This window comes from Collinsella tanakaei YIT 12063, assembly GCF_000225705.1.
Lineage (GTDB): Bacteria > Actinomycetota > Coriobacteriia > Coriobacteriales > Coriobacteriaceae > Collinsella > Collinsella tanakaei.
Map to the genome: position 1 here is coordinate 623,756 of NZ_JH126467.1, position 13,098 is coordinate 636,853.

General features: G+C 61.2%; 9 protein-coding genes. 6 read left to right on the plus strand and 3 right to left on the minus strand.

The features are described 5' to 3' along the window. Window positions 1-48: 48 nt before the first annotated feature. Window positions 49-1,044 carry an ornithine carbamoyltransferase gene (argF, locus tag HMPREF9452_RS03055; RefSeq protein ID WP_009140641.1) on the minus strand — a complete coding sequence of 332 codons (996 nt, stop codon included), beginning with the start codon at window positions 1,042-1,044 and terminating at the stop codon, window positions 49-51. A gap of 105 nt (window positions 1,045-1,149) precedes the next feature. After that, window positions 1,150-2,391, minus strand: a complete 1,242-nt coding sequence (gene arcA / locus HMPREF9452_RS03060; protein ID WP_009140642.1) for an arginine deiminase — start codon at window positions 2,389-2,391, stop codon at window positions 1,150-1,152. A 557-nt stretch (window positions 2,392-2,948) separates the two neighbouring features. On the opposite strand from arcA, the gene ppk1 reads away from it, so the two are divergent. From ppk1 to HMPREF9452_RS03090, 6 genes are all read left to right on the plus strand, one after another. Beyond that, a complete protein-coding gene (ppk1, locus tag HMPREF9452_RS03065) occupies window positions 2,949-5,477 on the plus strand; it encodes a polyphosphate kinase 1 (RefSeq protein ID WP_009140643.1) in 2,529 nt (842 codons plus the stop codon). Between the two features lie 733 nt (window positions 5,478-6,210). Next, the gene (gene rlmD, locus HMPREF9452_RS03070) at window positions 6,211-7,548 is read left to right on the plus strand and encodes a 23S rRNA (uracil(1939)-C(5))-methyltransferase RlmD (RefSeq protein WP_332247740.1); all 1,338 of its coding nucleotides are present in this window, start codon (window positions 6,211-6,213) and stop codon (window positions 7,546-7,548) included. Window positions 7,549-7,669: 121 nt separating this feature from the next. Continuing rightward, window positions 7,670-8,215: a DJ-1 family glyoxalase III gene (locus HMPREF9452_RS03075; RefSeq protein ID WP_009140645.1), complete on the plus strand. Its 546-nt coding sequence runs from the start codon at window positions 7,670-7,672 to the stop codon at window positions 8,213-8,215. 76 nt (window positions 8,216-8,291) lie between these two features. After that, window positions 8,292-8,879, plus strand: coding sequence for a Maf family protein (locus tag HMPREF9452_RS03080; RefSeq protein ID WP_009140646.1), 588 nt, complete (start codon window positions 8,292-8,294; stop codon window positions 8,877-8,879). Window positions 8,880-8,906: 27 nt separating this feature from the next. Continuing rightward, entirely contained in the window at window positions 8,907-9,914 is a 1,008-nt protein-coding gene (locus tag HMPREF9452_RS03085; protein WP_009140647.1) for a P1 family peptidase, read from the plus strand. An 87-nt stretch (window positions 9,915-10,001) separates the two neighbouring features. Next, a complete protein-coding gene (locus HMPREF9452_RS03090) occupies window positions 10,002-11,462 on the plus strand; it encodes a basic amino acid/polyamine antiporter (protein ID WP_009140648.1) in 1,461 nt (486 codons plus the stop codon). Here the strand turns inward: HMPREF9452_RS03090 and HMPREF9452_RS03095 are convergent. Beyond that, window positions 11,459-12,247 carry a hypothetical protein gene (locus tag HMPREF9452_RS03095; protein WP_187116489.1) on the minus strand — a complete coding sequence of 263 codons (789 nt, stop codon included), beginning with the start codon at window positions 12,245-12,247 and terminating at the stop codon, window positions 11,459-11,461. The two genes, HMPREF9452_RS03090 and HMPREF9452_RS03095, sit on opposite strands and share 4 nt — an antisense overlap. Window positions 12,248-13,098: the final 851 nt, after the last annotated feature.

The window sequence follows — 13,098 nt, forward strand, 5'->3', positions numbered from 1 at the left end:
GGCACCGAACGCGCGGCGCCCGCCCTTAAAGGAGGCACGACAAAGAAATTACTTCAGGGTCGCGTACATAACGGCCTTGATGGTGTGCATGCGGTTCTCGGCCTCGTCGAAGACCTTAGACTGCGGGGACTCGAAGACCGCGTCCTCGACCTCCATCTCGGTGACGCCGAACTTCTCGGCGATCTCGGCACCGGTGGTGGTGTTGGTGTCGTGGAAGGCCGGCAGGCAGTGCAGGAAGATGGCGGAAGGATCGGCCATGGCCATGAGCTCGGTGGTGACGCGATAGGGCTCGAGCTGGTTGATGCGCTCGGTCCAAACCTCGTCCGGCTCGCCCATGGAAACCCAAACGTCGGTGTAGATGACGTGGGCGCCGGTGCAAGCCTCCTTGGGATCCTGGGTGAGGGTGATGGTGCAGCCGTTGGCCTCGGCGATGGGCTTGCAGGCCTCGATGACGTCGTCAGCGGGCATGCACTCCTTGGGACCGCAGGCCACAAAGTTCATGCCGAGCTTGGAGCAGACAACCATGAGGGATCGGGCAACGTTGTTCTTGGCGTCGCCCATGAAGACCAGGGTCTTGCCCTTGATGTCGTAGTTGAAGTTCTCCTGAACGGTCAGGATGTCGGCGAGCATCTGGGTGGGGTGCCACAGGTCGGTCAGGCCGTTCCACACCGGAACGCCGGACTTGGCGGCGAGCTCCTCGACGTCTTCCTGATCGAAGCCGCGGAACTCGATGCCGTCATACATGCGGCCCAGAACGCGGGCGGTGTCCTCGATGGACTCCTTCTTGCCCATCTGGGACGAACCGGGATCCAGGTAGGTGACGCCCATGCCCAGGTCCATACCGCCGACCTCGAAGGCGCAGCGGGTGCGGGTGGAAGTCTTCTGGAACAGCAGGACGATGTTCTTGCCCTCAAGGTAGCGGTGCGGCGTGCCGGTGCGCTTGAGATCCTTGAAGTTCTTGGCGAGAGCGAGCATGTACTCGATCTCCTCGGTGGTGAAGTCGAGCAGGCGCAGGAAGCTGCGGCCCGAGAGGTTAACACCCATGTGCGTATCCTTTCGTATATAAGCAGGTGCCGTGCATCGCATACGCGACAGGCAGTAAGTATGACGGCGCACCACGACAGATGCGCCGTCAATTTAAATCAGAACTTAGAGGTCCTCACGCCAGAAGGGCATGCTCATGCAGCGCGGGCCGCCACGGCCGCGGGAGAGCTCGGCGGAGGGAACAACCAGAAGGTCCAGGCCCTCCTTGTAGAGCACGTCGTTGGTGACGGTGTTGCGTGCATAGACGCAGATCTTGCCGGGGGCGACGGCCAGCGTGTTGGAGCCGTCGTTCCACTGCTCGCGCGCAGCCGCGATGGGATCGCCGCCGCCGCAGGGGATGAGCTTGATCTGGTCGACTCCGGTAGCGTCCTCGAGGATGTGCTCGAGGGTGTCGCAGATCTCCTTGATCTTGACGTCGCCGGGGGTGGTGCCGGGGGTGAGCTCGTACACCTTCAGGGTGCCCATGATGGCCGGGTGAATGGTGAACTTATCGACGTCGATCTGGGTGAAGACGGTGTCGAGGTGCATCATGGCGCGGTTGTTGGGGATGTCGAAGGCGAGGATGCGGTCGACCTTGGAATCGCTGTTCCAGAAGATGTTCTGGGCCATGACGTCGATGGCGGCAGCCTGGGTGCGCTGGGAGATGCCCACGGCCAGGGTGTGCTCGTTGATGTTGAGCACGTCGCCGCCCTCGGTGTGGAACGCGGCATCGCGACGGAAGTACAGGGAGACGTCCTTGTAATCCGGGTGATACTTGAAAATGTACTTGCCGTACAGGGTCTCGCGGTTGCGGGTGACGGAGTACATACGGTTCAAGCAAACGCCGTTGCCAACCACCGCGAACGGGTCACGGGTGAAGTACAGGTTGGGCATGGGGTCGATGATGAGGTCGGACTCGGAGTCGGAGTTGACCAGGGAGTCCAGGGTGGTGGAGGCGTGAAGCGGCATATCGATCTCAGCCTTGGTGAGACCGGCCATGGTCTTCTGGACAAACTCAAGGTTATCGGTGATGGAGTTCAGCTTCTCGCGAACAACCTTGGGCATCTCCTGGCCCTTGATGCCGGCCTCGGCGATGTACTGGTCGAGGAACTCCTCGCGGGCCTCGGGCACGGTGTCGAACACCTCGGCGACCAGCTTCTCAAGATAGAGAACCTCGACGCCCTGATCCCTCAGAATCTGAGCAAAGGTGTCGTGCTCCTCCTGAGCGACCTCGAGGAAGGGAACGTCGTCGAACAACAGACGCTCGAGCTCGAAGGGCGGCAGGTTCAGGAGCTCCTCGCCGGGCCTGTGCAGGCAGACCTTCTTAAGGGCGCCAATCTCACTGGGGACGTGCAGACCTTTCGTCATTGTGCCTCCTACCTTTCTTCCTAGGAATCGCGGACGCGACTCCTTGATCACGTTTCTCCCCCACATGAGGGGGTTCCGCTTGGACAACTAGATTTATATCCAATTTGGCAAGCTTTGTCACCGTCACCCGCCAGCGGTATCAAAGTGGTTGGGAACGGTATATTTCCAGCGTATTACCAGATAGCTACTTTCACAAATTAAAGCGTTTTACGTGCGAAAACCGTATTACCTAAAGAAAGAAGTATTTTTCAGTCTGGAATTGATAGTCATATTTTTTGAATATGTATTACCTCTTTATGAATATCGGCTTTGAATCGCCACGCTTTTCATCGTCTTTAGGCATATACATATAGAAGATATTTTTATACATAAATAATTGCTTCGTAACCGTTGGCGGGTCTAAGGATACCGCTCGGCTGGAGAAGTCCGCCGCCCCACATTCGTAAGGGCTTCATTAAGGTTTGGAACTTGCAGGCCAACCGAGATGACTGACGCATTATATATAAGGATGGATAATTGACGGTATCTCACACCAACTTGGATGAGGAGCTTCACACATGGCGCAGAAGGGCACAAAGAAAACCGGCAAGAACGGCAAGGGGATCTCCGCGGCGGACCGCCACGACTTCTCCTATACGCAGAACAGGGAGCTTTCCTGGCTCCAGTTCGACAATCGCGTGCTCGATGAGGCGTTCGACACCACCGTCCCGCTGTTCGAGCGACTCAAATTCGTCTCCATTTTCGAAAGCAATCTGGACGAGTTCTTCATGGTGCGCGTCGGCGGCCTGTCAGACCTCGCCACGCTCAAGCACCAGCCCGTCGACAATAAAAGCAACCTCACCCCTGCCCAGCAGATCGACCGCATCTTCTCCGCGCTGCCGCCCCTGCTCGACCGCGTCAGCACCGCGTTCGGTGCAATCGAGTCCCAACTTGCGCAGCACGGCATCGTCCGAATCGCACCGAATGCCCTCGAAGGCGAGGACCGCACCTTTGTGGAGGCATTCTTCCGCTCATACGTCTCCCCCATCATCTCCCCGCTGGTGGTTGACCCGCGCCACCCGTTCCCCAACCTCAGGAACGGCGCGCTCTACATAGTCAGCTCCCTTGAGGGCATGGACGAGGAAGGGCTGATGGGCCTCATCGAGATTCCCTCTTCCCTCCCCCGCATACTGCAGATTCCCTCGCAGACCCCAAGCGATACCTATCGCTATATCCTGCTCGAGGACGTGGTCATGGCGTGCCTGGACGGCTGCTTTGGCTCCTATCTGCCGCAGGACGGCGCCGTGATACGCGTCATCCGCAACGCGGACATCGACCCGGACGGCGAGGGCGTAGAAGAGGACGAGGACTATCGCCAGCACATGAAGCGCATCCTCAAAAAGCGCCTGCGTCTTCAGCCGGTGTGCCTCACCGTCAACGGCGAGCTCGACAAGGCGTCGCTGAAGCTCATCCGCCACGCGCTCGAGCTTCCCAATAAGGCCGTATTGCCCGTCAACTACCCCCTTGACCTTGGCTTTGTCTTTGGCCTGGAATCGCATATCCCGCAGGCGGAGCGCGCCGAGCTCTTGTTCACCCCCTTCGTCCCGCAGCTCGATCCCGCGATAGACCCCAACCGCCCGCTGCGCGACCAGGTGCTCGAGGGCGATAAGCTGCTGTTCTATCCGTACGAGTCCATGACGCCGTTCCTCGACCTGGTGCATCAGGCCGCCAACGACGACGAATGCATCTCCATCCGCATCACGCTCTACCGCGTGGCCAAGCAGTCCCGCCTGTGCGAATCGCTGATCTCTGCCGTCGAGAACGGCAAGGAAGTCACCGTCTTGATGGAGCTTCGCGCCCGCTTTGACGAGGCCAACAACATCGAGTGGGCGGAGCGTTTGGAAGAGGCCGGATGCACCATCATCTACGGCTCCGAGGGCTTTAAGTGCCACTCTAAGATTTGCCAGCTCACGTACCGCCGCGGCATGGCCATCGAGCGCATCACGCTGCTGGGTACCGGCAACTTCAACGAGAAGACCGCCAAGCTTTACTCGGACTTTATGCTCATGACCGCGCACCCCGGCATCGGCGAGGACGCCAACCTGTTCTTCCAGAACCTGTCGCTGGGCAACCTCAACGGCGACTACCGCTACCTGGGCGTAGCGCCCGCGGGCCTCAAGCCCCTTATCATGACCGGCCTCAACCGCGAAATCGAACGCGCACGCGCAGGCGAGCCCGCGCGCGTCTTCTTCAAGCTCAACTCGCTCACGGACCGCGAGGTCATCGACAAGATCTCCGAGGCGAGCCGTGCCGGCGTACACGTGGAGATGATCATCCGCGGCATTTCCTGCCTGCTGCCAGGAGTGCCCGAAAAAACTGAAAACGTGCAGATCCGCTCGATTGTCGGCAGGTTCTTGGAGCACGCGCGCGTATACGCGTTTGGCGAGGACGCGGACACCATCTACCTCTCGTCCGCCGACATGATGACCAGAAACACCGAGCACCGCGTCGAGATCGCCTACCCGCTACTGGACGCGGACGTTCGCGCGGCTGTCCGCGGTTACATGGACGCCCAGCTGGCAGATAACGTCAAAGCTCGTCGCCTCACCCCGTCCGGCACCTGGGCCAGCATCGCCAAGACTCCGGGCGAGGTGCCTTTCAACTCGCAGGAGTTCCTGCTTGCCCAGGCCTATAAGGATGCCGAGAACGCAGAGGAGATCCAGCGAAAGGCGGCAAAGCAGCGCTGCGCGGCCAACCAGCCCAAAATCGAGAAGAAGGTCGCCGCCGCGTTCAGGACGGTCCCCTCGCAGGAGGAGGCGGTCGAGGACGTCGCGACCGCTGCACCCGAAGGCGCGCCGCAAGCCGAATCCGCAGCGCCCGCCGCGCCGGCCGCCCCTGCGCCCAAGCCCGTCGCCGAACCCGTCGCGGCCACCATCATCGAGCCCGAACCGGTCTCCGAGCCCGCCGAGCCCGTTGCGAACACAGCTGCGACCCAGTCCAGGCCGCAAACGGCGCTCGTCCCGCGCAAGCGCGGCCGAGTTGGCACCGCGCTCGCCCTGTTTGGCATGGGATTCAAAGCGCTTTTCGGCAAGGACCCGCGCGCTTAATCACGCCCGATCGCAAATCGCGCCGCCCGCTTCAGCGACGCTCGTAAATAGCAGATCGAAGCGTTAACCGCCCTCCTTTCCCGCAATATGGTGGGAAGGGAGGGCTTCTTGTATGTATGTAGATCGGCGCTCGAAAGACTGGCGGCACCAGAAAAGTCAGACCAAGCCATCGCTCAGAGATTCGAGGCCGGGAGCACCTCGCGCGCGGCGCCGCGCTAATCCCGGGCTTCCCTTCAGCACCCGCATGGCAGCTTTGTGCCAAACAACGCCTTAGTGCGTGAAGTCCGGTGTGTCAAAAAAAACGCGTTAGTGCGGAGGTTTGGTCAAATAGTGCGTTAGTGCGGACTGGAGGCGGCCCGGCGCGACTTCTGCATGCATCGAGCGCCATCGCCCGAGCCATCTAGCTCGGGTGATGAGAATACCCTATTCATAAGGTACCCTTACTATACCTCGCCCATTCCGCACTAACGCATTATTTGTCACTCTCGGGTCCGCACTAAGCGACTATTTGTCCTAACCTCCGCACTAAGCCATTATTTGGCACAGCCCGCCTTCCACCGTAAGGTCGCGACAGCCCCCGGCGGACGCCTAAGCCGGCGGGCGCCCAAACCGTCGGGCGCCCCGAAACGCTCCGCAGATATCGCGTGGACGGCCGCGCGCGCCACGGGAGGCCGGCTGGTTCTGATACGCTATCAACAACAAACCGCACCATATAACCGCCGCGCGCGCGGCGATTCGCCCAACAGAAAGGCAAGCTATGCAGCTCACCATCACCGCCATGACCTACGGACCGGATGGACTCGCAAGGGACCCCCAAGGCAAGGCGGTCTTTGTTTCCGGCGGCGTCATCGGCGACGTGGTGGAGGCTCGCGTGGTTGAGGACGGGGCCTCCTTCTCCCGCGCCGTCGTCGAAGAGCTGCTCGAACCCTCTCCCTCGCGCCGCCAGGCCCCCTGCCCCTTCGTGGGCGTCTGCGGAGGCTGCCCCTGGGGTTCCATGTCGCGCGAAGCCCAGCTCGCTGCTAAAGAGGAGAACCTGCGCTCCACGCTTGACAGGATCGGCCGCTTCACCCCGGAAGAAATCGATAATCTGGTCAAACCCATCCGCTTTGCCAAGGACGAGTGGGGTTACCGCAACAAGGTCGAGCTCGCCCCCATCCACCAAAACGGAAAGTTCTCTTTGGGCATGCACGGGCGCGACCCGCAGCAGGTCATCCGCGTTGACAAATGCCCCCTGTTCGAAAAGAAGTACCCCAAGGCGCTCAAGGGCGTGATCGGCGCCCTTAGCTACCTGGGCAACTCGCGCGACCTCGAGATCGAACGCGTCGGCATCCGCGCCTCCCGCCGCACCCGCGCCCTGGAAATCGCGCTCTGGACGCCAACGGGGGCGTTTCCGCGCGCGCAGGTTTCTCGCGTCCTGGGCGATTCGCTCAAGCCTTCCAGCGTTGTGCGCGTCATGTCCAAGGGAGACCGCCGTGCCCGTAAAGTGGCGGGGGTCGAGGCGCTTTTGGGCGAAGGCTCTTGGACCGAGTCGATAGCCCAAGAGCAGATGCGCCTTTCCGCGCCATCGTTCTTCCAGGTCAACACCGCCGCTGCAGAAATCCTCATCGAGCTGGTGATGGATGACCTGCAGCCCCAAGAGGACGAGGTCGCCGTCGACCTTTACTGCGGGGCCGGCACCTTCACCCTGCCGCTCGCCCGCCGCTGCGAATACGTAGCCGCCGTTGAATCCTATGGCCCGGCCGTTCGCGACCTGAGGCGCAACCTCGAGATCGCCCGTTTGGACAACGTCGACGTAATAGGCGGCGACGCCGTGCGCGAGTTTCCAGACGAGGAAGCCGACCTTTTGGTGGTCGACCCTCCGCGCGCGGGCCTCGCCCCCGAGGCGATCGACCTCATCGCCTCCACGCCCGCCCGCGCCGTGGCATACGTCTCCTGCGACCCCGCGACCCTGGCGCGCGACCTTCGCAGGTTCTGCGATCAGGGCACCTTCACCCCTGTATCCGCCACGCCGGTCGACCTCTTCCCCCAGACCTTCCATTGCGAGACGGTTGTCCATCTGGTCCGGCGGTAACGGCCCTCGGGCGAAACTTGGATAAATCGCCGGCTGCAAATGCGTTTGCTTGCGATATTCGGGGTATAAGCGCGAAAACAGATTATTCCCCTTGCGCATCGCCCAACCGAAAGGACACGCCATGGCTGCCGTCGCCATCCTCGTTGCCGATGGATTTGAAACCATCGAATGCCTCACCATCCTCGATATCCTGCGAAGGGGCGGCGTGCGCGCGTCGCTTGTTTCCATAAACGACACGCGCGACGTCATCAGCGCGCAGCAGGTCAGCATCACCTGCGACGAGGTCTTTAGCGACGTCGATTTCGATGTGTACGATTACGTGGTCCTGCCCGGCGGCATGCCCGGCACCACCCATCTGCGCCGCGACGAGCGCGTCTGCGACGTGGTCCGCGAGTTCGCCGCCACCAAGCACGTCGCCGCCATCTGCGCCGCCCCCTCGATCTTGGCCGAGCTCGGCCTGCTTGAGGGCCGCCGCGCCACCTGCTTCCCCGGCTTTGACATCGACTTCCCCGCCGGCACCTTTGCGGGCGAGAAGACCGTTGTCAAAGATGGCAACATCATCACCGCCAGCGCCATGGGCCAGGCGCTGCCCTTCGCCCTCACCGTGCTGGAGGACATCGCCGGCGAGCGCGCGCTCGAAAAGGTGTGCGAGGGCATCCAGCTCTAAAGCGAGTAACCTTGCATTCACGGCCCCGTCTTGCACGCCGCAAGATGGGGCCTTTCCACGTTAGGAGTACCCAAGCATGATCCTCGCCTCCCAATCCCCCCGTCGTATAGAGCTTATGAACGAGGCGGGCTTTACGTGCCGCGTCATCCCCGCGGACATAGACGAGACGCCGCACGAGGGCGAGCAACCCCTGGACCTTGTGGGCAGGCTCGCCAAAGACAAGGCCCTCTGCGTCGCAAGCGAGCACGCGCGCGCCGGCGAGATCGTGGTCGCCGCCGATACCATCGTCACCATAGACGGCGTTATCCTCGGCAAGCCCGCGGACGCGCAGGACGCCAAGCGCATGCTCCGCCTGCTGTCCGGCCGAACCCACCAGGTCGCAACGGGCGTCTGCGTGGCCCGCGCTAACGCCGCAGGCGACGCGGCCGAGCCCGTGCTGCAAAACTTCGTCGAAGTCACAGACGTTACCTTCTACGCTTTGGACGAGGATACCATCGAGGAGTACGCGCAATCCGGCGAGCCGCTGGACAAGGCCGGTGCATACGGCATCCAGGGCAAAGGGGGCCGCATGCTGGTCGAGAAGATCGACGGCGACTTCTACAACGTGGTGGGTCTTCCCATCGCGCGCGTCGCACGGACCATACGCGACATGCAGCAGGACTAGGCCGTTATTCTAGAAAAGGGACCAGCAATGTCGAACCAACTCGAACCCATCAGCATCAACGACATCGAGGGCTTTGCCATCGGTCACTGGACCAACCTCCAGGCGGGAACGGGCTGCACGGCCATCGTGGCGCCGCAAGGCGCTACCGCCGGCGTAGACGTCCGCGGCGCGGCGCCCGCATCGCGCGAGACGGACCTGCTGAAGCCCGAGAACACGGTCGATAAGATCCATGCCGTGATGCTCTCCGGCGGTTCCGCCTTTGGCCTCGAGGCCGCCTCAGGCGCGGCACGGGAGCTCGAGCGTCGCGGCATCGGTCTGCCCGTGGGCCCCACCACGGTTCCCATCGTCTGCTCGAGTTGCCTGTTCGACCTCGCGTTCGCAGATCCCTTCACCCGCCCGGATATAGAGGCGGGCATCCTCTCCGTTGCCTGCGCGCTTGATAACTGCGCCCCCGGCAGCCCGGTACCGGAGGGCAACGTGGGTGCGGGATGCGGCGCCACCGTGGGCAAGCTGCTGGGACCCGACCACGCCATGAAAGGCGGCTTGGGCGCCCGCGCATTCCAGCTAGGCCAGCTCAAGGTAGGCGCCATCTCCGCGGTGAACGCATGCGGAAACGTTGTTGACCCGGAAACCCTCAAGCCCATCGCCGGAGCACGCGCCACGCCGGACGGCACCCAAATCATCGATATGGAAGAGGCCGCCCTTGAAGCCGCGGCAGATATGAAGATGCCCCTCGACCGCACCAACACCACCATCTCCTGCATCATCACCAACGTTTCGCTCTCCAAGGCGCAGGCAACCAAGGTGGCGCAGATGGCGGCAGACGCCTACGCGCACACTATTCGCCCCACGCACACCACCAACGATGGCGATACCATCTACGTTATGGCCTCTTGCAGCGAGTCCGTACCGGATCTTCCGCTGGACCTCATCGGCCTGGTCGCCACCCGCGCCCTGGAAGCGGCGATTTGCAGCGGATGCGCGACCGCTGACGGATTGGGCGGCCTGCCCTCGGCGAAAGACATCGCGCAGTAGGGTTATCCTTATATCATGCAACCGTTTGGCCCCGTCGCCCTTGGGTAGCGGGGCCTTTTCACGCATCGTCAAAGGAAACCCAACACCATGAGCCAGACCGCACCAACCCCACCCCGCAAGAAAGGCATCAGCCTGGTAGGACTTATCGCCCTGGTCATCAGCTCATCCATCGGCTCGGGCGTGTTCGCGCTCTCAACGGACATTTCCGCCGCGGCGGCCCCCGGGCCCGCGCTGCTGGCCTGGCTTGTAACGGGTATCGGCTTTATGGCGCTCGCCAACACGTTTGGACGCCTCTCTATCGTCCAGCCGCACCTAAACGGTATCGTTGCGTATGCGGACAAGGGCTTTGGACCCTTTGTGGGCTTTGTCTCGGGCTGGGGCTTCTGGCTTTCCATTTGGATTGGCAACGTCGCCTTTGGCGTTATGCTCACCACCGCTATAGGCTACTTCTTCCCACCGTTCTCCCAGGGGCTCACCGTGGGCGCCGTCGCGTTCATCTCCGTTCTCAACTGGGCTATCATCGCGCTGGTAAACCGCGGCGTGGAGGAGGCCTCTGCGCTCAACGCCATCGTCATGGCATGCAAGCTGGTGCCCATCTTCGCCTTTATCGTCGTCATGATCATGGTCTTCGACTTCAACGTCTTCACCGTCGACTTCTGGGGCAAGCTGGCAAACAACGCGGCGGGCGGTATGGGCGGGGACGGCGCGCCGGGATCGATTGACGCCCAGATCATCAATTGCTTCATGGTTATGATGTGGGTCTTTGTTGGCATGGAGGGCGCCTCCGTGCTAGGCCATCGCGCACAACGCAAGTCTGACGTATCCCGAGCGACCATTCTGGGATGCACCGCGCTGGTGGTCATCTACGTCGCCGCATCCGTCCTGCCCTACGGGTACCTACCGCGCGAAGAGCTCATGGCGCTGGGTTCGCCCTCGATGCCCTACATCTTCGAGCACGCTGTGGGTCCGTGGGGCGGAGCGTTCATCTCTGCCGGTCTCATCATCTCGATTTTTGGCGCATGGCTCTCCTACACCATCTTGGCGTCCGAGGCCATGCACGGCATGGCGCGCATGGAGCTGCTTCCGCGTGTATTTGATCAGCTCAACAGCTACAGCGCGCCCAGCACGTGCCTGCTCGCCACGGGCGTGATGATCCAGATCCTCACCATCGTGATGCTGTTTTCCGACGCCGCGTATCAATTCGCGTACTCGCTTTGCACCGCATCGATTGTGATCTCTTGGACGCTTGCCGCCGCGTACATGGTTAAATGGGCATGGCCGCGCCGCCATGACGGGCAGATGGGCGGGCTTGTGCTCGCAGCGTTTGCTTGCGCGTTCCTCACCGTCGCCGTGCTTTTGGCAGGCGTCGAGCTACTTATGCTGTGCTGCATCGCATATGTACCCGGCATCTTCTTCTACGTGCGCGCTCGGAAAGAACGCGGAAGCTCTCCCGTGATGACGCGTAAAGAGAAGGCGCTCGCAGCGTTTATCATCGTCGTCGCGATCGCGGCGGCGGCATTGCTCGCTTGCGGGGTCATCACCATCTAGTCAAACAGCGCATCCCACAGCGCCTTGCGCTTCTCGGTAAAGCCGCTTGTCCTAATACGCAGCTTACGATTTTGCAGCTTTCCCACGTGTTCCATAACGGTGTGGAAAAGCTCTGGGTCGCGCAGCTCTTCGGAAGTAACGGTGACCACCGGTATACCCAGTGCCGACAGCGCGTTGGCGCGTTTGGAGTCACTTCGCAAAGCCTCGCGAGACGCATGATACAGATCGCTTTGATACTCGATATCTATCCTGCCTATCAGCAAGAAGATGTCGCACTTTTTAAGCGTCTCCTCAGAGTCAACGCGATAATCCATCACAAGCGGTCCACGGCCATAACCTCCCATACTATGCGGCAGCAGCATCACGATCGCAAGACGCGCCTCTTCGGGCGACCGCGCGGAATCTGCTGCGTATTTCAACGCCTTGAGCGCCAGCTTCGACCCACGGATTTGGGGGTTGTTCTTAGCAAATGTCCTAAGTCTCTCCACGGTCGCAAGCGGTGCGCGCGTGACTGCTTTTGCCTTATACGCCTTCTCCCCCGACTTCGCCTCCTCGTCATAATCGGGGTTTGGGACAATAGCGTAGTAACCGCAAAGCTCGTAGGCCAGCAGCATGCGCTGCACAAAGCTGAGCCTGCAGCATATCGAGACGTAGAAGTACTCGATTGAGAGACCTATGATTCCTCCTCCAAAGTCTATGTAGCTCTCGGGCGTTGTCGCCTTCCCCAAGGCATGGCAAGCGACGTCGGAGAGCGTCAAGCTATCTTTGACGCTAGGCACCGCCACATGCAAAGTCTTGGACTTCGACCCAATTGCCTTGACGCGAGACCGGCACGCCGGCCCCACCGAAGTGGCGCCAGGAGCCAGGAGCTGCGATCCCCCTGTTTGGTTGATCCCAGGGCCGCCGGGCGCTGTCGCCGCGCGCAGGCACTCAAGTTCCGTTACATCACAAATGCAAATATCCATGTCTCATACGCTACGCTTTGCGCAGACCAAGGGGGACGTCAAAAATAGAAAGTGAAACCCCATCTTCCAAAAGTATTGCCATAATCTTGTTCGCGCTGGTAGATGCCCATACGTTCCTGCATATCGCGGCATTTCGCTTTATTTGGACAAAGCACTTAACTGGGATGATATCGTTGATGCATAGCCTCGCGCGCCATTTCTACTGACGGGCCAAAACTATCCCACGCTTCCACCCCGTCCCGTCAAGCGCTCATCCCTCCTGTGCACGTTCCATCCCGCTGTGTCAAATAATCGCTTAGTGCGGAATCCAGGTAGGACAAATAATTCGTTAGTGCGGAGCTTGGGACAAATAGTCGCTTAGTGCGGTCCCGAGAGTGACAAATAATGCGTTAGTGCGGAGAGGACGAGATATAATAAGGGTACCTTATGAATAGACCGATTATATCGCCCGAGCTAGAAGGTTTGTGCGACGCTACCCGATGAATAGGAAAAGCCCGCCGGAGCCCCTCCAATCCGCACTAACGCACTATTTGACCAAACCTCCGCACTAAGCCCTTTTTTGACACGCCGGGCTTCTCGCGACTTCTCGCGCGCATCCCGCCGGCCCGCCCGCCCGCGCCAGCCCGTTCCGGCCCGTCCGCGCCCGCCCGCTTGCGCGCTCACCCGCTCGC